The 24,237-nt window shown below is 31.1% G+C and carries 31 protein-coding genes; 2 read left to right on the forward strand and 29 right to left on the reverse strand.

Features of this window, described 5'->3' with window-relative positions:
* Positions 1 to 2: 2 nt before the first annotated feature.
* The 22 genes from Q0893_RS17055 to Q0893_RS17160 all read right to left on the reverse strand — a co-directional run bounded on the left by Q0893_RS17055 (position 3) and on the right by Q0893_RS17160 (position 15,880).
* Complete coding sequence (locus Q0893_RS17055; RefSeq protein ID WP_299277934.1) at positions 3 to 614, reverse strand: DUF6705 family protein; 612 nt, start codon at positions 612 to 614, stop codon at positions 3 to 5.
* 9 nt (positions 615 to 623) lie between these two features.
* The gene (locus tag Q0893_RS17060) at positions 624 to 1,724 is read right to left on the reverse strand and encodes a hypothetical protein (protein WP_299277936.1); all 1,101 of its coding nucleotides are present in this window, start codon (positions 1,722 to 1,724) and stop codon (positions 624 to 626) included.
* Entirely contained in the window at positions 1,715 to 2,071 is a 357-nt protein-coding gene (locus Q0893_RS17065) for a hypothetical protein (RefSeq protein ID WP_299277939.1), read from the reverse strand. Before Q0893_RS17065 ends, Q0893_RS17060 begins: the two co-directional genes overlap by 10 nt.
* A 214-nt stretch (positions 2,072 to 2,285) precedes the next feature.
* Positions 2,286 to 2,654: a DUF2200 domain-containing protein gene (locus Q0893_RS17070; RefSeq protein WP_299277942.1), complete on the reverse strand. Its 369-nt coding sequence runs from the start codon at positions 2,652 to 2,654 to the stop codon at positions 2,286 to 2,288.
* Between the two features lie 157 nt (positions 2,655 to 2,811).
* Positions 2,812 to 3,315, reverse strand: a complete 504-nt coding sequence (locus Q0893_RS17075; RefSeq protein ID WP_299277946.1) for a hypothetical protein — start codon at positions 3,313 to 3,315, stop codon at positions 2,812 to 2,814.
* A gap of 41 nt (positions 3,316 to 3,356) precedes the next feature.
* Positions 3,357 to 3,872 (reverse strand): hypothetical protein, encoded by a 516-nt coding sequence (locus Q0893_RS17080; protein WP_299277949.1) that lies wholly within the window; start codon positions 3,870 to 3,872, stop codon positions 3,357 to 3,359.
* A gap of 38 nt (positions 3,873 to 3,910) precedes the next feature.
* Positions 3,911 to 4,540 carry a hypothetical protein gene (locus Q0893_RS17085; protein ID WP_299277952.1) on the reverse strand — a complete coding sequence of 210 codons (630 nt, stop codon included), beginning with the start codon at positions 4,538 to 4,540 and terminating at the stop codon, positions 3,911 to 3,913.
* 9 nt (positions 4,541 to 4,549) lie between these two features.
* On the reverse strand, positions 4,550 to 5,020 hold the full coding sequence (locus Q0893_RS17090) for a hypothetical protein (RefSeq protein WP_299277954.1): 471 nt from the start codon (positions 5,018 to 5,020) through the stop codon (positions 4,550 to 4,552).
* A gap of 241 nt (positions 5,021 to 5,261) precedes the next feature.
* Positions 5,262 to 5,915 carry a hypothetical protein gene (locus Q0893_RS17095; protein WP_299277957.1) on the reverse strand — a complete coding sequence of 218 codons (654 nt, stop codon included), beginning with the start codon at positions 5,913 to 5,915 and terminating at the stop codon, positions 5,262 to 5,264.
* Between the two features lie 122 nt (positions 5,916 to 6,037).
* Positions 6,038 to 6,460, reverse strand: coding sequence for a DUF695 domain-containing protein (locus Q0893_RS17100; RefSeq protein WP_299277960.1), 423 nt, complete (start codon positions 6,458 to 6,460; stop codon positions 6,038 to 6,040).
* A gap of 16 nt (positions 6,461 to 6,476) precedes the next feature.
* On the reverse strand, positions 6,477 to 6,983 hold the full coding sequence (locus tag Q0893_RS17105; protein WP_299277963.1) for a hypothetical protein: 507 nt from the start codon (positions 6,981 to 6,983) through the stop codon (positions 6,477 to 6,479).
* A 43-nt stretch (positions 6,984 to 7,026) separates the two neighbouring features.
* On the reverse strand, positions 7,027 to 7,506 hold the full coding sequence (locus Q0893_RS17110; RefSeq protein ID WP_299277965.1) for a hypothetical protein: 480 nt from the start codon (positions 7,504 to 7,506) through the stop codon (positions 7,027 to 7,029).
* Positions 7,499 to 7,684, reverse strand: a complete 186-nt coding sequence (locus Q0893_RS17115; protein ID WP_298903833.1) for a hypothetical protein — start codon at positions 7,682 to 7,684, stop codon at positions 7,499 to 7,501. The genes Q0893_RS17110 and Q0893_RS17115 overlap by 8 nt, the downstream gene beginning before the upstream one ends.
* A complete protein-coding gene (locus tag Q0893_RS17120) occupies positions 7,677 to 8,099 on the reverse strand; it encodes a hypothetical protein (RefSeq protein ID WP_299277969.1) in 423 nt (140 codons plus the stop codon). Before Q0893_RS17120 ends, Q0893_RS17115 begins: the two co-directional genes overlap by 8 nt.
* Before the next feature lie 8 nt (positions 8,100 to 8,107).
* Positions 8,108 to 8,704, reverse strand: a complete 597-nt coding sequence (locus Q0893_RS17125; protein WP_299277972.1) for a hypothetical protein — start codon at positions 8,702 to 8,704, stop codon at positions 8,108 to 8,110.
* A 287-nt stretch (positions 8,705 to 8,991) separates the two neighbouring features.
* The gene (locus Q0893_RS17130) at positions 8,992 to 9,408 is read right to left on the reverse strand and encodes a lipocalin family protein (protein ID WP_299277975.1); all 417 of its coding nucleotides are present in this window, start codon (positions 9,406 to 9,408) and stop codon (positions 8,992 to 8,994) included.
* A 101-nt stretch (positions 9,409 to 9,509) separates the two neighbouring features.
* Positions 9,510 to 10,640, reverse strand: a complete 1,131-nt coding sequence (locus Q0893_RS17135; RefSeq protein WP_299277978.1) for an AraC family transcriptional regulator — start codon at positions 10,638 to 10,640, stop codon at positions 9,510 to 9,512.
* A 192-nt stretch (positions 10,641 to 10,832) separates the two neighbouring features.
* Positions 10,833 to 11,852: a hypothetical protein gene (locus Q0893_RS17140; RefSeq protein WP_298903829.1), complete on the reverse strand. Its 1,020-nt coding sequence runs from the start codon at positions 11,850 to 11,852 to the stop codon at positions 10,833 to 10,835.
* Between the two features lie 56 nt (positions 11,853 to 11,908).
* Positions 11,909 to 12,640 carry a hypothetical protein gene (locus Q0893_RS17145; protein ID WP_299277982.1) on the reverse strand — a complete coding sequence of 244 codons (732 nt, stop codon included), beginning with the start codon at positions 12,638 to 12,640 and terminating at the stop codon, positions 11,909 to 11,911.
* Positions 12,641 to 12,791: 151 nt separating this feature from the next.
* On the reverse strand, positions 12,792 to 13,889 hold the full coding sequence (locus Q0893_RS17150) for a glycoside hydrolase family 3 N-terminal domain-containing protein (RefSeq protein ID WP_299277984.1): 1,098 nt from the start codon (positions 13,887 to 13,889) through the stop codon (positions 12,792 to 12,794).
* A 99-nt stretch (positions 13,890 to 13,988) separates the two neighbouring features.
* Positions 13,989 to 14,699: a class I SAM-dependent methyltransferase gene (locus Q0893_RS17155; protein ID WP_298903826.1), complete on the reverse strand. Its 711-nt coding sequence runs from the start codon at positions 14,697 to 14,699 to the stop codon at positions 13,989 to 13,991.
* Positions 14,700 to 14,884: 185 nt separating this feature from the next.
* The gene (locus Q0893_RS17160; RefSeq protein WP_298903825.1) at positions 14,885 to 15,880 is read right to left on the reverse strand and encodes a hypothetical protein; all 996 of its coding nucleotides are present in this window, start codon (positions 15,878 to 15,880) and stop codon (positions 14,885 to 14,887) included.
* A 215-nt stretch (positions 15,881 to 16,095) separates the two neighbouring features.
* Here Q0893_RS17160 and Q0893_RS17165 point away from each other — a divergent pair, with 215 nt between their 5' ends.
* Both Q0893_RS17165 and Q0893_RS17170 read left to right on the forward strand, forming a co-directional pair.
* Entirely contained in the window at positions 16,096 to 17,148 is a 1,053-nt protein-coding gene (locus tag Q0893_RS17165; protein ID WP_299277988.1) for a hypothetical protein, read from the forward strand.
* Positions 17,149 to 17,300: 152 nt separating this feature from the next.
* Entirely contained in the window at positions 17,301 to 18,368 is a 1,068-nt protein-coding gene (locus tag Q0893_RS17170) for a methyltransferase (protein WP_299277991.1), read from the forward strand.
* Between the two features lie 199 nt (positions 18,369 to 18,567).
* On the opposite strand, the gene Q0893_RS17175 is transcribed toward Q0893_RS17170, so the two are convergent.
* The 7 genes from Q0893_RS17175 to Q0893_RS17205 all read right to left on the reverse strand — a co-directional run bounded on the left by Q0893_RS17175 (position 18,568) and on the right by Q0893_RS17205 (position 24,174).
* On the reverse strand, positions 18,568 to 20,118 hold the full coding sequence (locus tag Q0893_RS17175; protein WP_299277994.1) for a prolyl oligopeptidase family serine peptidase: 1,551 nt from the start codon (positions 20,116 to 20,118) through the stop codon (positions 18,568 to 18,570).
* 123 nt (positions 20,119 to 20,241) lie between these two features.
* Positions 20,242 to 20,919, reverse strand: coding sequence for a DUF6624 domain-containing protein (locus Q0893_RS17180; protein WP_299277997.1), 678 nt, complete (start codon positions 20,917 to 20,919; stop codon positions 20,242 to 20,244).
* A gap of 184 nt (positions 20,920 to 21,103) precedes the next feature.
* Entirely contained in the window at positions 21,104 to 21,466 is a 363-nt protein-coding gene (locus Q0893_RS17185; RefSeq protein WP_299278000.1) for a hypothetical protein, read from the reverse strand.
* A gap of 18 nt (positions 21,467 to 21,484) precedes the next feature.
* The gene (locus Q0893_RS17190) at positions 21,485 to 21,877 is read right to left on the reverse strand and encodes a hypothetical protein (RefSeq protein WP_299278003.1); all 393 of its coding nucleotides are present in this window, start codon (positions 21,875 to 21,877) and stop codon (positions 21,485 to 21,487) included.
* 158 nt (positions 21,878 to 22,035) lie between these two features.
* On the reverse strand, positions 22,036 to 22,548 hold the full coding sequence (locus Q0893_RS17195) for an SMI1/KNR4 family protein (protein ID WP_299278006.1): 513 nt from the start codon (positions 22,546 to 22,548) through the stop codon (positions 22,036 to 22,038).
* Between the two features lie 78 nt (positions 22,549 to 22,626).
* On the reverse strand, positions 22,627 to 23,265 hold the full coding sequence (locus Q0893_RS17200) for a type II CAAX endopeptidase family protein (RefSeq protein ID WP_298903815.1): 639 nt from the start codon (positions 23,263 to 23,265) through the stop codon (positions 22,627 to 22,629).
* Between the two features lie 72 nt (positions 23,266 to 23,337).
* Positions 23,338 to 24,174 carry a hypothetical protein gene (locus Q0893_RS17205; RefSeq protein WP_298903814.1) on the reverse strand — a complete coding sequence of 279 codons (837 nt, stop codon included), beginning with the start codon at positions 24,172 to 24,174 and terminating at the stop codon, positions 23,338 to 23,340.
* Between the last annotated feature and the right edge of the window lie 63 nt (positions 24,175 to 24,237).

Consider the following 24,237-nt stretch of genomic DNA (forward strand, 5'->3'; position numbering starts at 1 on the left):
TATTATTCTCTACTAAGAACTAAATTTGCAGGAATTATAAAATCTGAAGAATCCACAAGTGTACCATCTGGACATTCTGTATTAGGTGAAACATAACTTATTCTACTAGTCCTAGTCCATCCTAATGTATCATTCCCTCCTAAGGTATTACTTGGATTGAACTCAAGCGTCAAGTTCGCATGTTTTTGTCTTCTACAGCTAGAAGTCGGCTCGTAATATTCTAATGAAATTTTATTTGTTGATTCAATTACGTTTCCATTGATTAAAGCTGTAGTTGCCCCAAATGATGTCGTGTTATATTGCTCAACTCCATTCAATTTATATATCATCTTAATGGATAAATTATCTTCATAGTTCGGGTTTAATAACTTACCAAAAAAATCTTGTGGAAGATGTTCTTTTTTTGTGACAGTAATTTTAAGATAATGAGTACCGTCATCATATATCCAATTACCAGTATATTTATTTAAAAGATTATTTACGTCTTTAAAATAGACTACCTCATTTTGCTCACTTTCGTAGCCAAGTAAGTTTTCAAGTGGCACTATGGTTTCTTGGGAATATGCTCCACATGAAATAAGAAATGCTATAATTAATATTTTTGTGTTCATCATTAGTGTATTTTAATTAGTTAAAAAGACCCAAATAAAATCCCCGTTGAAATCTGTACTTAAAGATACAAAGAGACTTAAACCTGAGTCAAGTGTTTTAAAGAAATTAGTAAAGTTTAATTCAAAAAGAGCTTCTTCTTGTTCCTCAGTACAGCTCCCACATTGGAGTTGAGTTTTTTTAATGACTTCTCTTTCAAATGACTTGAGGACAAATTCTTGAAAAGTTTGACCTTCAGAATTTTTTAGAGATGGGTCAGTCATAGCATCGTAAAAATCTAGTGCCTTTTGAGTGTCATTTACTCTCAATGCATACAACCCTCTTCGAGAGACTAAAATATTAGAAATGTTTCCTCCCGCTTTCATAAGGTTTCCTAAATTAGCTACACTTTTTTCTTTATAAAAGCCAACCGTCTTTACAATATCTTCCATGCTAAAAACAGTAGCTAATTTTCCTCCTTCATTATTCGTACCATTATGATGCAAGTGGACTCTTACTTCAGAGTTAGGAACCGCTAATGGGAAATCTGTCCATTCAAAATCGGTATTAAAACTAGGCACAACGTATTCAGAGTAATTTGGTGGACCATTTTCTAATTTTCTAAATTCACTTCCTTGCTCAGTAGCAACAGAATTAACATCACTTTGCATTTGCTCAATACGAGCTTTAATAAGGCTATCTTTAGTTTGTGCAGTAAGTTTATCTATGTGATTTTGTGTTAAAGGAGAAGTAACAACTTCATCGTCATTATTATCATCGCCTCCACTACTGCTACCAGTACCTGAACCACCTCCTCCTGAAGTCCAAACGGTAGTGTTCCAACCACCGCCACCGCCACTATCACCAGCGTCGATAACTTCAGGTACATTATGATAGGAGTAAGTACAATTAGTTTGAACATCTAATATTTCAATATACTGACATGTACAATCTTCATTAAATGATGATGTATAAGTTACGGTGCTCGTACATGAATAGGTAAAGGTAAATCTAGCTAAATATTCAGATATGTCTAAATCATCAATCGGAGCTGTTTTGATTACAACTTGGTCATCATTACTGAAATCATATACTGCGATATCTGCCTTATATGTTCCATCAGGTTTTAAAGACAAACTAAATTCTCAACCAATCCGTTGTCTTCTTCCCGTTCAATTAAGAAGGTATAGGAATGGAAGCTCCCATCCTCAGATTCTATATACTTAGAAAAATCAGTATTTACTATGAAATCATAATCAGAATTATGTACGTCCCTATGTAACATATTAGATTTCGTCTTTGGTGATAACTTTTTTAAATGGTCAGAAATACCAATATTCTGTTTAATCTCTTCCTTAGATGCAATTCTCATACTGAAAGGAGACTTTTTGAGCGTTTCAGAACTTTGCTCAGTTTCATAGTCTTCCTGTTGACAGCCCACAGTAATGGATATGAGACATAAGAATACTAGCCCTAGTTTCACATAGTTTTTTAAGCGATGTTTTTTTATTAAAATGCTTTGTTTTAAATTAATTAATTATTTCTTTTTGCGAAACAAACTAAGGGAGGGATAAGTAGCTTAGTTCGGTTTCAAGTAATTAATTATTAGGGTGTTGCAATATATGATTTATCGTTTGACCTCAAAAGAAAATTGTAGGAAATTTTGTAATAATCTTAATAACGTCGTATTAGAACTTTTATTTCTTTTCTTTTCGTAAAATTTTCTCCATTTTACGACCTTTTGCTAATTCATCTACCAATTTGTCGAGATATCTTGCTTTTTTGATTAACGGATCGTCAATGTCTTCAATGCGATAACCACATACTACACCCTTTATAAGACGAGCATTAGGGTTTAACTCTGCTTCGCCATAGAATGTGTCAAATGTTACTTTGTTGGCGATTATTGCCTGCAATGTATCTTCGTCATAACCAGTTAACCACTCTATGACTTGGTTTAACTCTTCCTTGGTTCTTCCATTTCGTTCCAGTCTATTAAGGTAATGCGGGTAAATTGAACCAAAAGTCATTTTAGCTATGCGCTCGGCTGTTGTTTTCTTCGACATACTTTTTGTTCCTTATGAATTGGTGTTGAGGTAAATATATGATCTAATTGTATTTGCACTAAGATAGCAAATAGGAGCGAATCGGTTGCTTTGCAGCATTGAAATTCACAAAAGAAAGTCTGTTACTGAGCACGAAGTTTGTTGTTGATAAATGTATTTAGTCATATAAATAAGGTTCTTTATTGTGAATCATCTTTCTAATATTTTCCAGTACTTGTTTCATATAAATCTTCCAAATTGTTTTTCCAAAAATCCAATTGAAAGGATAGAGTATAGGGTTTTTTGAATGTAAAAAATAAGTGTATTCAATTCGTATTTTTTTGCCTTCTAATGGTGTAGTTCTCCATTCTCCAACAAACTTATAAAATCCCAACATCCATGACTGAAAATGATCAACTTGTATGATCCAGTACTGGTTTTCTTTTCTTTCAATGATATGATCTATAGAAGCGAAACCTCCTTTTTGAGAAAGCGATTTTGCCATATGAACTTTTTTGCTTGAATTTGGTTTACCCCAGTCTTTATCATCAGTTGTATGAGTTACCTTTGGCAAAATGCCAAACCCAGTATGAATCTTAGAAAGATCACATAACATGGGCGTTTTAAATGCCCTTTCGAGTGAACATTCGTATATCGTAGATACTTTAATTTTTGTAACCATTAATTTATATAATCCATTTTTTCCTAGATTGACAAGGTGATTTAATCGTCATAAATTGACTCTAGTGGTTTCAAATATTTGACAAAGTTTAGTGCTTTACAAAACTCATAAATGTGCTTTCTTGAAATTTTACTAAATCCATCTGCTGGATAAGAATAGTCATCACCAATCTTAATATATTTCAATTTGGTGGCGGGAATTTTTATTGATGAAACCAGAGAATTACAGTCCAAACAAATATCAATAGAACATACAATTTCATCCTTTAAATAATAAACGATTGCAAAATGAGGATCAAAGCAAAATGCTTTGCCTTTCCCATATGCTTTTTCAGAAGTTAGAATATGTTCAATTGATTGTGTTTCTTTCTTTGAGAGGGCTTTGTTCTTATTAATTTTTTCATTTTGATTCTTAAGACATTCGATTATTAGGACATCTCCTTCGCCTTGAAATTCATAAGCGACAACTTTATCATATTTAAGTTTTGCGAACGGATTGGATTGAGAAAACAATAGTATAGGGCATATGAATAATAGCAAATGAATATAATTTTTCATTTTACCTAAATTTCTTGTCATTGTTATTAGCATGTGTTTTATATCTTATTAATCTGTTTTAATACGTTATCGAGTCTTTTTAGTTGAGACTCTTTTTCACATTCCGGTTTTCGCTCATTTATTATTTTTATATAAATCTCTTTGTTCCATTCAGTTATTGAAATAAGTGATTTTTCCATATACTTAGGCAATTGTTTTATTGGGCATATCCATAGTTGGTCAATTAACAGATTTTCTACTTTACCTTGATATTCCTTATGTTTATTAAGTTTTGCGTAGATCTCAACTCCCGAATCAATTGTTATAGTGGACCCTTTATTTACCGTATTTGAAATCAAGTCTATGGATGCAAATAGTTCTTTGCTTTTTAAATCTGTAATAGTCATTAAGGCAATCATTCCTCCCCAAACTAACCTGTTGTTTTTGTTTGATAATAGCCTCAAAAATTCTGGATAATAATTGGCAATCAAATGAGGTTTTATATACGCTGTTTCATAAAGTGTTTTTAGGCAATCTGCTTGTATTTTTTTATCCTCATTTTTTAGATTCTCAACGAGTTCTTTAATAGCATTACCATTTTCGGTTTTAGCTATTTCATTTGCTAGAGCTATATTGGCATCATTACCTTTTTGTCCTAATGATGACGACAGTTGATGGATTACAGTCATGATTCTTTATTATTCAATAATTTTTGATTCAATTAGTTTAAATTCATCATGTACTAGTTTCCAATATTCTGATTTTTTCACACCTTGTTTTACGTACATTTCAATATGCTTTTCCGTAAGAATTGGCTTTTTGTTTTTTAATTTATATATGTATAAATGTTTTGTATTAAGATATCCAAAGCGCTTGGACATTATTTCTTCATTTTTATGATCGAATTCTGGGGAAGTAATGTCTTCAAAACTTGATTTTTTTTCAAATATCCCTTTTGAAGGATTGAAAATCCAATATAAAAATGGAAACCCACCATTTTCATCCATATAACTGGATTTAGGGATTCTAAAATCGATATGATTATCAAAGTTCATATCTTCAATTTTCAATATTGACTCCTTTTTTAAAGAATAAAAGAATTCATTTTTACTTGGTATTATATTCTGAATTAAGTCACCATTTCTAAAGACTTTAATTTCACTTATCATGCAGTAACTTTCTTTACAATTCTTGGACAAATAAAAACTAAATTCACCTTTTTTAAACTCTATATTCTCCTGTGAATAAAGTTTGAGTGTAAGTAGAATTATTAATGGGAACAGAATTTTTCTCATAGTACTGGAAGCATATTCATTTATGGTTTTGTAGTATTGGAACTAAGTTAATAAAAGAAAACGGACCAGAAGGAAATTGGTAGGGTTTTCTAAGTAGGTGAGAACTAGCAATTAACTATATGTGTTGTTGTAACACGTTTTTCGTATTTAGAATAACGATGTCTGAAAATTCTTCAGGACTTACATTGAGACTTGTCAAATTCATTTCAATAATACCTTTAGTAATTGTTCCAACAATAATTTTATGTTCGTTAGCTTTTGCGCTTTTAGCTTTTAGAATTCCAATGTCAATTATAGTATTCCAGCTTATTTGGTTTCTGTAATATTCAATTCCGGTTTTGGTTATTCTGATTTTGACTTTATGTTTCATAAAAAATGCTCGATATATATAAATTGGAATCGTTATAAGAAGAACACCAAAGACTATTAAAACGCGATTATCCAAATTTAAGTTTACAATATCATCATAATTCACAACCAAAATAAATATGAACGGCAAGAGCATTAAAGTCAATGCAGCTCTATCATATCCTACACTGTTTTTAAAAGTTAGATTGTGGGTTTTGTCTATTGATTTATATTTTGGATTCCTTGTCAGTGTTGGCCTAGTAAAAATACCATCATTTAGACCTAATGTTTTTACAATACCATGTGCCAGGTATTTATCATCAATCTCACTCTTAATGTTTTCTTTATATTTTTCTAATTCAGATGCATCTAAATCGCATGTTGGACAATAATTATCAAAATTGGCACTTTTGTTGGTCAAGGAGCAAATTAGTCCTTTCCTAAAATCTTTTTTTTGATGAGTACAAACTTTGCAAAATGATAAATGATGTTCTCTATTCACTTAATTTGATATATGCTTTACAGCGTGTTGTGTATGTGATTTTATTCAGGTTTATATAATTTAATAGGATAATCTTTTATGAAATTCCAATGAGAATCATTCTGATAATCCAATTCTAACTTTTTGTCTGAGTGCTTAATCTTTAATTCCTCAAAAACATTAAAGAAGAATTTAGAATCGGTTATATAAAACCAATAATTTCTTGCTCCACCATAAGTTTCTACTAAAAATACAATTCCGTTTTTGTTTGGGTCAAAAAGATTAACAATTTCTCGGTCAAAGTCCATCAACGATTTATTGTATTCATCCGCTGGTAATCCGTTATCTTTCACGCTGTCAAACACGTGCGTTATACATACGAGTTGTGGGTATTTTACTCTGAACTCCCAAACATTTTTATAATTGGGCAGTCTCAGGTAGAGTGGAAGACCATCGTATTCAGTTTTGGTTGTTAACCATTCCATTTCTTTTATAGTTTGTTTATTCAAATGCTTTATAAGCGAGAGGAACAATCATCCAATTGTCAGAAGTTTTAAAAAAAACTGATCGCATTTTCTGTTCCGATCCGTCCTCATTTAAATATTGCATAGCGTACAATTTTGTTCCATCTTGTAAATGATTCGCAATAGTTAAATATTCCTTTGGAAATCCATTTGTGATTCCAGATTTGAGTTCGCTTTTTGAGACAGTCAGTATTTTTAATTCTGCGTTTTCTGTTAATGGTTTCATGCTATTTTGTGGAATTTTACTAATATCGGCCCATCTCATTTTGGAATACGCGATTACCTTATTAACCGATTCTCCATCCTTAAAAATGAGTCTTAAACCCTTTTCAGAAGGTTTTAAAGTAGATAGAAACTCATTGTTATCATCAGTTTTTAGTTGATTAACAACAGTAATGAGTTCTGTTAATTCAGCATTTTCATTCTCTTTACAAGAAATGAATGAAATTAAAATAAGGCCGAGCAAAATTATTTTTCTATTCATGATTTTTCTTTAATTGGTTATACATTTTGTTTGTTGCGGTGTTCTATTCACTTCCAAATAGTTTTCCGTTGAGCGTATGCGTACAGCAGTTACAGAACGGAGTGAGATCCTTTGGTTTAAGATTCGGATTTGTGAGTTGGAGAATGCCATCAACATCAATAAATAAACCAGAGAAATAGGTTGATTCACCCAATCTTACATAGTCTTTTTTATCGCTTTCATCGTTTGCAACCAACCAGAATATTGGTTCAGTTGTATCAAGTCTAGATTTTGCCTCCGAAAAAACTTGATTCCATTCATATCCAACTTTGGACAAGAGAAATTTAAAAAGTGGTGTATAATCTAACCCTCTATTTTTCTTGCCATGCATTGAGCCCTTTACAACTTCTATTGATTCCCTTTTTTTATTTCTATTATTTTTATAATCTCCTCCGAAATTATGCCGAACTCCTCGTGCTTTTGTATTTACTTTTCGGTATAAAGGCTTTTTCTCTCTATTCATTGCTCTTTTTTCTTTATTCAATTTCACCTTTGTTTTTTATACGGTTTCCAATGGCATAGCTTATCATACTAATAAATCCAGCAATTACAATGGCAGTCCAGTCAATTCCAGAGCCCTTTTCTTTAATCACTATAGTATATGCTATATATGCGATGGTTGGAAAGTATATAATAAAATTCCCAAGTATTTTTTTATCCATTGTTTTGATTTAGTGTTGTTGTGTATTGCTTTTTCATTTCCTCCGACAACCGCTTCAGATAATCTCTAGCTATTTCTTCTGTTCCATGCAAATTATGAAAATTTGTTAGTTTCCGTTTCGGATTCGTTAGTTCGTCATCAATATCTTCAATTAATACTTTTAGATATCTCTTATCATATTCAAGATAGGCCGATGAAATATTATTTATTTTCTCATTAGATACGTTTTCTGTTTCAAAAATTATAGAGTAAAGAAGAATGGCGAATGATGAATCTTTTCTACTTTCAATTAATGTTTTCCCTTTTTCTTTAGCGTAACCCTGTCCACATTTTTCACATTCGCCAGAAAAAATAGTATTAGAATCTTGTGAAAAAAATAAAGTAGTTCCACATCTAAAGCAAAAATCTTCCTCCATATAATTTCCTATAAGGTGTTTGTGTTTGATTTCGTTATTGCTTGATATTCATTTCTTAAGTCAAGTAATCTATCTGTTAATTCAGTTTTATCAGTCCAAATTCGATTTATTTCAGCATTTAATAACTTTAGTGATTTTAATTCCGTTTCGGTCCAAATCGATTGGAATTCCACTTCATTTAAATCAACTAATCCAATCCATTCATCGCTCCATTTCATAAAACCTGTACGAACCCAGTTAAGATTAATTTGGTCAATCTTAGATGTAATTCTAGACTTTAGTACGCTCTTGAATTCTGATTCAAAACTAAAATCTTGAGTTTTATAGAAATATTTTAGGGTAATTTGTCTAAATCCAATTATCCAATCGAGATTTCTCTTGTTTGAATACTCTCTTATTTGTCCCGGCCATCCCATCGCCATTTTTCTACAATCGTAATTTGAAGCGAGTAATTCACTAATTAATTTAGTGAATTTACATTCCCAATTAGTTCCTGTTTCATATCCACGTATAAAAGAGGTTATCGCATTTTCTGAAACGTCTCCGATGTACATTTCTGTACGAGTAACAAAGTGCATTATAGTGTTTAAATCTATTTCTCTCATTTTGTTTTAATGAAACACATCATGTTCGTGTATGGTTTATCATTGGTGATTATTTTCACTGGTTTGTTTTTGCCAGCTTCATTTTTTCAAAACGTCAAGCAAAAAAGTGACTAGCTTTAATAGTTAATCACGTTGGTCAAAACTAAGTTAGCAAAAGAAAACGAGCCAGAGAAAAATCTGCTAGGATTTTAGGTTTAGGCAGACAATAATAATCCCAAACGGATGATGTTGTAGTCAAATCCATTCGGGATTATAGTGATACTTTGTTGATTTTTAACACCGTGTTGCTACAACCTATTATATGTATTTACAATAGCTGTCTCATTTTGAGTGTGTTTTAAAACTAGAACACCATTAGTATTGCCTAGCTCTATTACAAAAGCAGTAGTACTTGTAGTTTCAAGGTTGTTTCCGTTAATTACATATGTATCAGTACTATTGGTATCAATTTCACAAATATTTGCACTATTTAAGACATGTGTTTTTTGGATGACTTCGTTACTACTATCAATGAACTCGATAGTGTTCATTTTGTCACAGACATTTAATGCGACATCTAACCCGTTTTCTGTAGTTTTTACAAGTATCCATTTGCCATTGATGAATGTTTCATTAATGTTTTCAATAGTAGAATCATCACTACTACATGATTGATTCATAATAGCGATTAGTGCGATAAGTACGAATTTAATTGTTTTGTTCATTGTTTTATTATTATAAATTTTCTGCAATATTAGTATCACACTAAGGTTTTGGAGTTCTGAAAAGTTATAATTGAACAATATTGGACACTTTTTTTAGAATTTTAAGATAGATGTCTTTTTTTATATTCGGATGGTGTTAGTCCTGTTTCTTTTTTGAAGCCAGTATAAAATGCTGATTTTGAGTTGTATCCAGCTTCCAAGCCAATTGAAAGTATACTGTATTTATCAAAAGCCTTATTTGTTATCATTTTCTTTACATCTTCAACACGATAATAATTAATGTACTCCGAGAAACTCTTTTCCGAATTATTATTGATTACTTGTGATAGATAGCCAACACTTATTCCTAGTTTTTCGGCTATATCTTGCCGACTTAATTTAGGGTTTCTATATATTTTTTCATGTTCTAAAATATTTTTGACCTCTTGAAGGTATTTATTGTCTTCATCACTTATACTGCTTTTGCTTTTGGATGGTTTTTTATATTCGGTTTTAATTTCTTTATCAATAACTTTTCTTATTTCATATCTGTTTTGAGCTAACCTAAATTTAAAAATACCTATATAGCCCACCCAATAGAAAAAAGTAGTTAAAACTAACCACAGGATAAAGGTAAATTCGTAAGGGTATAGTTTTCCCAAAATTTCCAGAGAAATCCATGTAAATATTAAGACAATATGAAAATAATAAAACAATTTGATCCATTTTAAATTGTGGTGTACTAATATTTTTATAGCGCTTTTGTTTCTAAATAAAAGCATATAAACCACAATTAGAATGACTATATTTAATAAAATAGAAGCGTAATATTCTATGGCATAAAATGTTGGCACCCAAGTTAAGTTGTCGATAGTATATATTTTAAAATGCGCATGTCCTCCCACAAATAGATTGAGTATAACTGATATGCAAAAGGGAAGATATAGTAGTTTGTGTTTTGCTTTTAATTTAAAAGATGGATTTAGAAATTTTAAGTAATAAAACAAAAGCGTAACAGGGAAAAGTAATACGAACTCAATGTCTTCGAAAATTGCAAGTTTTGGAAAGTGAGAATACCAATCATACTTCATCATAAAGTATTGAGCATTAATTAATACACCAATTAACATACTAATGCCTAAATAAATGTTTGTAGTATTTTTAAAATATTTAGAAAACAATATGGTTAAAGCAAATATTACACCTTGAATTGCGTTGATTATTATTAAAAAGTCCAGTATTTTAAAAATCATTTTTAATTGCGTCTTCTTTTTTAGTTTGCAGTTAGCGTGTAGATATATGGTTACTTATGATGTTGGCTGGTCTAAGATAGTAAAAGGGAGTGAGTCATTAGGAAAATGTGCCGAATTTAGCTTGCGTTAGTTCGCTTTGCTCGTTTACGAGTAGGTTATCTAGCAATGAGTTATACACGTTGTTAAGTGCTGTTATTTTAATTTCTCTATTATGAGTTCCATATCAAATGATAAGGTTTCAATAGCTCCTTTATCATAGTAACACGCTTCAGTTCTTCTTGAATTAATTATAAGTTCAGATGCTTTAACTTCAAAGTCAAAGCATTTAGGTGAGTTAAAGCAAAAGTATTCATCTTCAATTCTAAGCAGTCCAATTTTTCCGTTTTCAAGATTAATGATAAAAATTTTATTATAATTTCCTATGCCACCAACCTGATGTACTATTATATGATTATTAAAATACTTGGTTTTAATTATTGACTTCCATCTCAATTTTTCTGGACCTCCTGTCAAGGTACTGTTGGTAATAAATAGCCAAGAATATTTCCCCTCTTTTCTAGCAAATACTCCATGAGAAGTGGAAAATATTTCATAATTATTTGATATTGTGTCAGTTTGAAATTCAAAGTCTCTTGAGCGATGATTATGCCCATAATAGACAAGAATTCCGTGTTTATACTCCAAGTAGTCTTCACTACAAACTCTATCCCAAAAAATAGGTAAGGTATCTTTAGAAATTATCTTGAATGATGCCTCTGGATAAATAAAAGTATCATGTCTAGAAATGGGAGAGGTTAAAGTCATAGAAAAAAGCGTATCTGTGGTATCAATAACTTTAGTTTTGTATCCAGCAATTAACCAATCTAATGAAGGGTCGGGTTCTTTGAAATCAGGCAATAGGTATTGAATAATAGTATCTAGTAAAAGTTTATTTGCAGGAATTACAAGCTCTTCTGGCAGTGGTATGATTTCAAGGAAGTTTGCTTTAGACCAATTATAGCTACCTCTACCACCAATGTTAAAGGATTGTTTGGTTAGACTATTATAAACGTCTATTGACTCTGCTGTTTTTCTAAAAGTATGAATCGTTAATGAATCAGAAATATTATCATTATTAAAATCGTTAACAACACTTATTGTATCTCTTAGCGAATTTTGAGAGAAACAATTTAAGGATGCTAAAACTAGGATGAAAATAATAATTTGTTTCATGTTTTATTGCATTTAACGTGTTTGCTTATGGTTAGTTATGCTGGCAGTTATATTAATTAAAAAATAACAGGAACTTGAATATCAATGGTTTTAACTCCATTTTCCATTATTCTTTCCTCAAGTTTCATATAAACCTTTCCATTTTTGTTAAGTTGCCCGATGGTCAATTTTACAACTTTAATATTGAGACTTTCTATGTTAGTTAAATCAAATTCTTCAGGTGCATTTGGGTCTTCAAAACTCCAGCTATAACCTTTCCACTCACTTTTAAATCCATTGTCTGCATCATCTACATGTATGTTTTGTTTAAATGGAAGCGTATAACTTTTGTAGAAAACTTGATTGTTTTTTAAATCAATTTTGATATTACTGAGCGCTTTTAACTTATTGATTCCAGTCAATTGAATAATAGAATCATTCTTTACTATTTTTAATTTTTCTTTGCCAGAAGATAGTAATTCGACACCTCCAGTCATTCCTAAAAATTCTTTGTATTCACTTTCTGAAAGCCCAAAATTTGGATGGTATTCTAGAGATTTTCCTGGTTTAATTTTTTTCGAATATTCTAAAAACCACTCATAGTTTTTCTGAATGGAACTTTTCAGTTTTTCTACATATACATTAAAGAGGGGATCCACGCCAATATCATCCATTATGTCAACAGTAAATTCGTTTTGGTTGAATATATTTGGTAAATCAGTTAATGGCGTACCAGTAATCTTATCCATTTGAGCTTTTACTGAGTTTAAAGAAAGAAAACATAAAATTGTAAAAATGATGTATTTCATAATATTGCTATCAACGGATTTGTTTATGATTTTTAGTGTTAGGAAGTAAGTTAGCAAAAAAGAACGAAGAGAACGGAAATTGGGCAGAATTTCTAGAACCATCTTTTAAGCATTATTAACTATACATGTTGTTGGGCACAGTTATTTTGTACTACTGTATTAATCCTAAAAATAGTTTTAATCGAATAATCTTTTTTACAGATTGATAAACCTGTTCTTTATAAGTCGGATTAGTTCTCATTTCGTCAAGAATAGAATTGATCGTTTTGATTTCATCAATTGGCATCAACAACATATCATTTCCAGCTTTTGAGGCTAGTAAAGGAGCATTATCGATTATGGTAACCGCTTTCATTATATTTAAAGCATCTGTTATTATAAGTCCTTTGAAACCTAATTCATTTTTTAGTAAATCTGTTACGATATTTCTCGAACAACTGGCAGGTAAACCATTAGTGCTGTATTTTTCATTATTGGTTATGGTAATATGAGCCATCATTATTGAGAGAACACCAGCCTCTATTAGCGGAGGGTAAACACTTAACTCTTTCAATTCTCCATCTATATAAACTGATTTTTTATGAGTGTCTCCTTTAACTAATCCGTGACCAGGAAAATGTTTGGCTGTCGCAATAATTCCTTGCTCTTGCGTTGTTTGAATAAACTGTTTACTCAATTCAATGACTTTTCCTTTGTCGTTTCCAAAACTTCTATTCTTTATAGCTTCATTCTGAGGACTAATATCAACTACAGGCGCAAAATTTTGACGAAAACCTATATCTAGCAAATTAGCGTTAATAATTCTTGCAATAGAATCAGATTGTTTAGTTGATTTGATATCAATTGTATTCATAATGGGACTTGTTCCTTGTAGTCTACCATTAAAAAGACTAGGCTCTGCATCGATTGAAAACAGTATTGGTAATTGGTTTTGAGAATTGCTAATCATATTTATGGTATCAATCATTCGCTTATGATTTGTCTTTGTACCTTTTAGATATACAATACCTCCAATTTTATTTTCGGATACTAATTTCAAAATAACACTTTCGGGTTTGCCTAATTCTCCTGCAGAAGTTACGATCATCTGTGCGACACGAGTGGTGTCGTTTAGTGTGCGAAAAATTTCATCTACTTTATGCTCTATAATAGGGTCATAATTATAAAAATCTTGTAGTTTATTAGATTGGGCATTTACAGTTAAGAAAATGGTAATTGTGAATGCTATTGTTAGAACTAATTTATTCATTTTATTATTTTAATTGAAAGGGCTGTTTTTTTTGATGTTAACACCCTTGTATATGGTTTATTTTCGGTGATTATTTTCCTTAGTTCGTTTTTGATGGTGTTATTTTTTCACGCCTTTAATTCCACTGGCACAACCGAAAAAATATTCAACATACTCCACATCAAAATTTGCTTTCTTAAAAATCTCAAGGACGTTTTTAGAATTCCCGAATTCTTGTGTGTAAATACCTAACATTTTATATGTCTCTGGACTTCCTAAAAATACTTTTCCTAAAATCGGAATTACGCTCTTTAAATAAAACATATAGAACGGTTTTAAAATTCCAATTTTTGGTACTGAGACATCTATTAATGAAAATTTTCCATTTCGTTTCAGAATTCTTTCAATTTCATTGGCAAGATTTACAAGTTGCTCATCATTAAATGTCTTTAATCCAAATCCAGATATTATATAATCAGCATATTCGTTTTCGATTGAATTATCAAATACATTTTCTTTTAACAACTCTATTCTCGATTTACTGAATTTTGCTTTTCTTTTTTTAGCGCGTTCAATCATTCCAGAAGAAAAATCAAGTCCAATTAGTATAGAGTTATTATCCGATTTCTTTAAGATATGTTTCCAACATTCACCCATTCCGGTCATTAAATCGACAACAACTTTTCCATTTTCTATTCCAATCTCCTCTACACATTGTCTTCTCCATCTTTCGCTAAATCCAAATGATGTTATGTAATTCACTCTTGTATAAGAGCTTGACATTTTATCAAATAGCTTTTCTACAAATTTTGCTTCGTAAATTTCTTTCATTAGCAATGGTTGATTATAATTATTTACAACGTGTTCGTATATGGTTTAGCTTCGCCAGTTCGTTAGGCGCGTGTGTTGCTTTGGCTGGAACTAAATTAGCAAAAGAAAACGAACCAGAGGAAAATCCTTAAGGTTTTCGAGTACATAGAGAACTAACGATTGGTTATATGCGTTGTTGTACCATGTTATATTTTTATATCCCAACTCCACATTTTAATACCTTTTTCAATCAGTTCTTTAGTCGTTTTCTCATCAGTCCAATGTAAGATGTTAGTGTATTCAATTGACTTTGATTTCATCAATATCTCTACAGATTGTGATATCAGACTTTTTCTTTCACTTGATTTTGAATTTTCTGCAAATGAAAGTTGTAATAGTTTTAAATTCGGTATTTCTCCAACAGGTTTAATGTTTTTGAGTCTTAAATTATTATGAATATGAATTCTTTTTAGTTTTTCCAATTTGGATAAATCAGGAATGGACTCCATTTTTGACATTCCCTCAAATTCCATCTTTTCAAGGTTTTCTAATGAATTCAAGAAGTCGAAGTTTGGGATTTGACGAACGCGACTAAATTCTATTGATTTTAATCCCTTTAGTTTGGATATTGAATCAAGGTTTTTGTAACTGCCAAAAAGCAAGTTTAATTCTTGAAGTTTATTTAATTCGGTTAAAAAGTTCAAGTCATCCAATTTTACACCTCGAAACGTTAGAGTTTTTAAATTCGGTAAATGTTTTGCGTTCTCCAATCCTTTCTTCATTCCGTTAACGTACAACGATTCTAAACCCTTAAATTCCTTGATAAAGGATAAATCTACAGCTTTGGATTTTGTTTCCTCAATTCCAAAATGTTTGAGTTTAGTGTTAGACTGCAGTTTGGAATAATCTTTTGTGTTGAAAGAAGAGATTGTAAAATTTCTAATATTCGGAATTTGACTGTAAAAGGATAAGTCTTGTGTATGATACCAAACTATTCGTAGTCCAATCTCTGGATACTTTTTAAAAAGCTCATTCATCGTTTCCCAAGTTTGGTTATTGGGACTTTTAAATTCGAATAATTGTAAAGAATAAATGTTCTCTTCGGCTATAATTTTGGGAATATCAGGTTTTTTGAGGTCAGAGTATATATTAATGTTTCCATTAAAATTTTCCCATTTCTTTTTTCTGTTAAATATTCCCATTAATTAATTCGATTTGATAATGTGGTACAAATGTGTTTGTGTATGAATTGCTTAACCAGTTCGCTATGCTCGTGTCCGAGCGCAAGCTTAACTAGTAATTTACTATGCGCGTTGTTAGCAAAAGTATTGTCTTCAATTATTTTAAATTAAAAATTATGATGACAAAATGTAATTAGTGCGATGCTAGCATAGATAACTAAATAAACGTAATAATTATGAAAAAAACAATGGCATGGAATATGGTATGTTTAACCTTGCTTTTAGCTTCTTGTTCTAGTGATAATTCAGATGATGCTGAAATAAACAATCCAGAAGATTCAACAGTTTATGTAGTTGGATCTAATGCTAATGAATCGGATACAGGAGATTCCGAATTAGATAGAGCCTTATTATGGGTTGATGAGGAACTTACCGTCTTAACAAATGGTCAAACAAATGCCGAAGCATTTTCAGTCTTTGTGTCTGGTGATGACGTGTATGTTGCGGGCTATGAAGAATTAGGAAATGGAATATCGATAGCAAAATACTGGAAAAATGGAGTGTCGGTTAACCTGTCGGATGGTACTAGAGATGCTATTGCATATGATATTTTAGTTGATGGTGAAGATGTTTATGTTGTTGGTGAAGAAGATTCAGAGATACCTGGAGGTAGAAATATAGCTACCTATTGGGTAAATGGAATGCCAACATTATTAACAGATGGCACTGAGTTCGCTGCTGCAAGAGCGTTAGCACTCTATGAGGGCGAAATTCATATTGTAGGAAAGGAAGGTTCGATTGCAAAGTATTGGGTAAACGGTACTTCAATTAGCTTAACTGATGGTACAGATTCGGCTTTTGCAAATGATATCAGTATAAATCAAGGCGAGGTTTATATTGCATTAAGGGAAAATAGAGAAATTAACAATGATGATATTCAAGTTGCTAGTTATTGGAACAATAATCAAATTACTGTTCTTGAAAACAATACATCTTTTGCAGGAGCGTTTGGAATTCTTGCTGATAATGACAATCTGTATGTTTCTGGTTCAAGTCAAGCAGTAGGAGATAGTCTTATTTTGCGATTTTGGTTAAATGGAGAAATCATATCAGATACTATTGTAGGAGAAATATCTTCTATAGCGAAACATGATGATGATATTTATTATGCAGGATTTACAGGTATAAGTTTAAGTTCTAAAGCCACCTATTGGAAAAATGATGCGATGGTAATATTACCAAGTGATGATTTTAACTATGTTAGGGCTTATGCAATTTTTGTGAAATAGTTGCTTACGCCAGTTCGCTTCGCTCGTGTCCGAGTAGGCTAGGAGTAGCCATTCGTTATACACGTTGTTACCCAAAGTTATTTGAATGTTTTCTATGGATAACAGTAATATGCAGAAAGGATTGCCTACCTTATCAAAAAGGAAACCAATCAATGATTACTGAGATACAAGTAAACAAACCAGAGCCTATTGCAATTAACGAAAAGCTAAAATCATATAATCGTAGTACTCTGGTTGCACATACGATAAAGGCCCTAGATAAAGGTGAATCGATAATAATCAAAGATTTTTATAATGATGGAATATCTCTTCTTCAAGATTTACATAAATATCTGAAGCTTAAATTACCTAATAAATCCTTTAAGGAGCAGCAAAAGTATCGATCAGAATATTATAAACTTTCAAATTTAATTTTATTAGAAATTGTCAATCAAAAACTAAGTGTAAAGAAATCACCTAGTATAGGTTGGTTAGAAAAATTTTATCCAGATAATGATCATTTTTGTCTAACTTTTCCTCAAGTACAAGGATTGAATAGTTCTTGGCAATGGTATCAAAAAGGAATTTCCATACCAGTACTTCGTAACAAAATGTATCCTTATTACGGAATATATTTTCCAACACGTTTTGAACATTTAGTGCTTTTTGATAATTGGTTGAAGCGTTATAAAGGATCAAAAAAAACAGCAATAGAAATAGGAATTGGCTGTGGAGTATTAACAATGCAATTAATACAACATAATTTCCAAAAGGTTTATGCCACTGATATTAATCCGAATGCAATTGTTGGATTGATAGAATTTATGGGATCAACTAAGCTATCTCGAAAAATTGAATTGGACTTTGGATATCTTTTTGGCAAGTGGGAAAAACAGACCGAATTGATTGTTTTTAATCCGCCTTGGTTACCAGAAAGTTATGATTTAAGTAATATTGATGAGGCTATTTATTATAATAAGACGTTGTTTTCAGATTTTTTTATTGAGGCAAAAAAAAGACTTTTACCAGATGGAAAACTTGTATTAATTTTCTCGAATTTAGCTCAAATAACTAATGTTACAACAGAGCATCCTATAGAAACAGAATTAGCCCAAGGCAATAGGTTTCAGTTGGAAAGATGTTTGAAAAAAACGGTAAAATCAGCTTCTAATAAAACCAAGCGAGATCAGCATTGGCGTTCTTCAGAAGAAGTAGAACTATGGGTTCTAGTGAATATTTGAGTTTTAATGTTACCTAAATAGTTGTTGAATTTTGGGTAACGTGTTCGTATATGGTTTAGCTTCGCCAGTTCTTTAGACTCGTGTGTTGCGTTGGTTGGAACTAAATTAGCAAAAGAAAACGAACCAGAGGAAAATCTGTAGGATTTTACGAGAACAAGCAGAACAAGTAATTAGTTATACATGTTGTTGGTTGTTGACTCTATTTCTTAAGTTGTTTTAATCTGTCAATTGCGTTTTGGTTTTCAGGATTTAATTCCAACGACTTTTTGTAATTCAAAATAGCGTTTTTGAAATCCTTATTGTATAAATACACTTCAGCTAAACTATCATATAGATTTGCAGATTTCGGATATAGATGCAAAGCCAATAAAAGCACATTAACTCCTTGTTCTATTTTTTTAGGATTAAATGATAATTGCAAACCTAATGTATTCAGCATACTTTCTTGAAGCTCAAGCTCTGAATGTTTGTCAATTGTTCTTTTATACAACGGAATTAAATCTTGGTAATCTTGACTGAATGCTAAGTCATTAAAATCTTTATAATCGAATTCCTTCCTATTTGCTTGTTTCATTTTTTTAGAAATCAAAGCTTCGGAAAAACCATTGTCATTAGGTTTATTTTCAATGAAATCACTTGCCTTTTTCTCATTTTTTAGTGTAGCATTCAAAAATTGCAAGGTGTGTTCACAAAGCAAATTATAAGAAGCCATTATTTTAGCATCACTTTTATCTTGTCTCTTATCTCTGTTGGCAAATAAAACACCGAATGAACTAAAATAGGAATGCGTTAGGTCGTGAAATCTATAACTGTAAGCATTACTATATTGCAAAGAATCATATAATTGGAATTTATAATTCAATTCGGCAGGAATTTTATCGCTGGTCAAGACGTCTTCTGGAATTTCTTTTTGAGCAAAATGGATATATGGAATAGTAACTTTATCTAAGTTAAAATAAGGTGATTTTTCCAATACTCCATAGTTGTATCTTTCCGTTCCATCTAAACTCACGATAGCGCTTATGTTTTTATTTTTCATAGCCGTTATTGCGTTGGATAGTCCGCCAAAACTAAATCCCATAAGTGCGACCCTATCAAGGTCTATATTTTCGTATTTATGAATTTCTTTCAAAAGAAATTCTACATCTCTAGATTGTGTTTCCATATCTTTTGTAGTTCCTCCTTCCAACCACCTTGTGTCTGTTCCTCTTGAGGGACTTGAAATTACTACAAAACCATTGCTAGCTAAATACTCGAATAATGCAAAATTTTCAATTGAAGATGCTTGATAACTTGGTGCATAGACTATTACTGGGAAATTTCCATTTAAAAAAGTCGGATTAGAAAAGGCATTTACTTTTTCAGAAAGATGAGCCTTATTTTGAGGCGTGTTCCACAAGTAAGGGAACCAATCCAATAAAAAATAATTTGGTAAGTTTTTCCATTCTTCTTCTTCTTTTAAAATCTCTAAATAATTTAAAACTGTTAACTGTTTAGAATTATTGTTTTTAAGTGTTGCAGGATACCAAATACTAATAGGAATTGGTCTATTTATGAATTGATTGTCGAAATTATTTTTAATTTGATAGGTTCTTGTGCTATCAATAATTGTATAGTGTTTGAAACCTACTTTATGTTTTCCGCTATTTAGGCTTATTTCTTTTAATGAAGTCTGTCCATAAGATATTGTGGATAGAATGATACCTGCTATTAATATGGTTAATCGCATTGTCTTTGAATTAGTGTTCATATTAAAGATGCAATAGTTTGATGATTGTTACAGGTCTTTTTTAGCTTGCAGGTAACGTGTTCGTGTATGAAGGGTAGTCTACCGATAGGCGGCTATAATTTCATATACATTGTTGGCATTTCGTTAGTTTTGTTTTTTACGTTCTCTTTCAAACACTTCTGTTCGCTTAATTTGCTCTTCAAGATTCCATTCGAAATCAAATCTATTCTTTAGAAATATAGCGATTGAATCAAGTCCGATTTCAGTTCTTCGTTTATCTATATTTTCTGGTTCAAAAACAGGCCAAAGGTTAAAACTCTTGGTTTCTGGATAGTATTTCATTTGTCCACCATAGATTTGTAATTCTCCTCTTTCAGTTGCTATTCTGTCTTCTGCTCTTACTAAAAATCGAGGCTCTAACTTTTTCTCTTTTACAGCTTGTCTCATCATTGGAAGATATTGTATTCGAACTGAATTATCTGAATGTTGTATAACATTGCATATAGTCCAATTTCCTTGTTCACCTGCCATTTCTTTAGAAGGCCATCCATATTTATCTAGAATATCCTTTACTTTTCTTTCATTTATGATATGGTTCTTCTCATAGATAGCTTGTTGTGTCTTAACTAATTCTGATTCAGCACCATATATTTTCATAAGTGAATCTCTTAATGTAATTGGTCGCTGTTCAGTTTTCCAGATAGTGTCTAGAATTGCAATTAAATTTCCTTGATTCTCCGATGATGTCGAGATTCCTTCTGACTTGGTTTTACTAGAGCAACTCATTGCTAATAGCAGACTGATCAATAAAATATATTTCATTCGTTATTTATATTCTTTCATATTGTTGCTTTAATGAATGTCAACGTATTCGTATATGGTTTGTGCGGCCGAGAATCCGAAGGATTTTCAGGTGATGCAAATTAGTTGTTTAAATATAAGATTTTAAATTGAAGTAGGAGGTTAGTATTGATTATACACATTGTTGTACACTGTGTATATTGAACTAATCTTCGGGAAATCTGACGTATTTGGTTTCAATATCCGTATCTCTCCATTTTATTTTTAATGAATCCTGAGTTACAGAAGTTATTTTTCCCCATTGCATAGAACCATCATAAAATATCTTTAACTCTTTTCCTTCTAGAGTGTAATTTATAGAACCATCGCCATCATAATCAACTAGATAATACTCATCCTTATTAATCATGAAAACTGCATGAGGATCAGATTTGTTAAACGCCCAAACTCCATAAAGCAGCGAAGTGTCAATTTCTAAGTTTTCATTATCACTTTTATCTGATTTGCAAGAAAAGAGAATGAAAAAAATGATCAGAACTGTTATTAAGTTTTTTTTCATTGTGTACAACGTTGTTGTGTGGCGTTTTTATAAACTTATTTTTATTTCAAGTTGTTGTTCCATCGCATTTAGAATAAACTTTTCCAAAAAGTCAAGTTCCACTTGGAATTCAGATTCTTTCATTTCGTTTCCTTTCCAGTATTCCAAGAACTTTTTGTTATCGAGTCCAGAAATGAATTCCTCCATTTTTGACAATCTTCTTATTCTGATAAGTTCAGAGTATAATTGAGATATCTCATCATTTTTAAAATACTGAACTTCGTCTATCCATTTTTCAGAATGCAAGTCAAGTCCAGTTATTATTGGAAAATCATACCGTATTTTTTTCGGCAAATGTCTTGAACAATGAATTATGGAATGAGGTGCAATTTCATCAATTACATTTCCATTATCATTAATTGATTCCATCCATCTTCCCATAATTTTGGTTTAAATGACACACAACGTGTTCGTGTATGATTATGTTACGTTGGCTAGAACTAAGTTAGCAAAAGAAAACGAACCTGAGGAAAATCCGTAGGGTTTTCTGAGTGTAGGATGAACGAGTAATTGGCTATACACGTTGTTGTGGTTAGTTTTTATTCCGATTCAATTTGTTCTTTCATAAAGTTCAAAACTTCTTTAAAATAACTTTCCAAGTTTTTATGTTCTTCTTCTCCTGGATGCCAATTTGCGAATTTCCAGTATTTCCATTTTTCATTTGTTGAGTTCGGTGGAATTAGAAGAAATTGTTGTTCTTGATTTATTCCGCCAACAATAATGCTTTGTTCAAGTTGTTTTCCAATATTTTCAATTCCGTCAACACTGTATGCTTCTATAATATAACTGTCAATATTTTTCAGGAAGTCAATTTTATTAATCGATTCTAGAGTAGGTTCAATATCGTTTGGTGCGGAAAATCCATTTGTTATTGATAAAAACTGTCTAAAATCGGTTGGGAATTCAATTCCGAGTCTTTTTTCGGTCAGTTTTATTTCAGCTTCCGAAGCTGGTTTGGTTCCTAGCCATTTGTTTTCAGTCTGTTCTTGAGTAAACTCAAAATCACCTAATGCAATTGCTTTCTCTGATATTTGTTTTAGTAGACTGTTCATTTAAAAACAATTATACATTTTTATATGCTTGTCTTTTAAGCACTTTGGGAGGATTCAATAGTTCTAAAACACTATTTTTTAATTAATTAAACCAAAGTATAAGATAAGCATACTAATTGTATCTACAAACCCATGGGTAAGAATATTTAACCATAAATTTCTTTTACTAACTACATAAATAACAGCAAGGATTAGACCAACAATTCCTACTAATATTTGCCCAGAAATGCCTTGATAAGAATGTAAATATCCAAACAAACAAGAAGATAATATAACACCAATAATTGCTCCAAAATTCGGATTAATATGTTTCATGAATTTAGAAATCATAAATCCACGAAAAATGGTTTCTTCAATAATTCCACCTACAACCCAACTAATGATAATACTTGTGAAAAATAATGTTGAATTGTTTTTTAATTGTTGAAACACTCCTAGTTTCAATGGAGTTTCAGTTAATTTTTCTATAAAAGGAAGAAGTAAAAAGGTGCTTAAGATAGAAATAAATATAGCCAATCCAAACGCTGTTCCTACTAATTTTAATAGGTTTCTAGGTTTTGAAAAACCAAGGGAAATTTTAAGATCTTGTGTTTTGTATGAGTATGTAAGAATTAAAGCAAATGGTAATAGAACTTTTACATAAGGAACTTTTACTAAAAGTAATAATGCAATAACTATTGCAAATATTAGAGCATCGTAAATAATTTCTTGTTTCATAAAAATTAGTTTTATCAATTATAAATGAGGCTATAAAATGTAAGAATTATAGCCTCGAGATTTCAAAGTGTTTTAATTTGATGATTTTCTTTTATCAACTGAAGTATCTACAACAGCATTTTCTGGTTTTATCATTTTTTGCTCATCAAACGTTCCGTTTATTTTATAGTCATAAATTGCATGATCACCATATTGTTGTTTTAAATCTAGACTTTTTGTAGTCATTAACATTGGAAATTTCAAACCGTTAATATCTCCAGTATACGTGTTTATTCTTAGCATTGGCCCAAAAGACTCTTGTGTTTCAGGTACATTTAATACATCTAATAAAGGACCATAGCTTACAGTATATTCATAACCACTAAGAATATAAGTTTCTTTGTCTATATAGAGGGTGAAGGTGTCTTTAGCAGATTTTCCTAAAGTTGGAGATTTTGTAAAGCTCATTTTAATTTTAAAAACCTCATTTTTAAAAGCAGGATGCTTTAATTTGGAAACTTCACCTAAGACTACATTTTTATCTTGTGTTAGCCAGGGCAAGTTAACATAATAGTAGTAAACTGAGTGTTGGTGATTTGGGGGATTTCCTGATTGCCAATTTTTTGTCCATACTTCATTACCATCATAGGTCATTTCTGAACCAAATAGAGGCCAGTATTGATAAGAGCGTCTCGTTTGCATATCAACTGTTTGATCCGAAACCCAAAATCTAACAAATCCTAAAGATTCGCTGTACATAGAGTTAGTAAAACTTAAGGTTTTAAGACTTTTCCATTGATCATAACCACCATGGGCTTTGATCATTTTTTCAATTACTTCTTTTGTTTCACTTGAAGCATACTTTTCTTGGCTAAAGCTATTTCCAATAACTAAAAAACCAAATACTAGCGATAAAATTAATGTTTTCATTTCTTTTATTATTTTTGATTATGAACCAAATTTATAGCTCAATTTTGTCGAATAAAAGGCTTT

The sequence above is a fragment of the uncultured Psychroserpens sp. genome, assembly GCF_947494225.1.
Taxonomy (GTDB): Bacteria; Bacteroidota; Bacteroidia; order Flavobacteriales; family Flavobacteriaceae; genus Psychroserpens.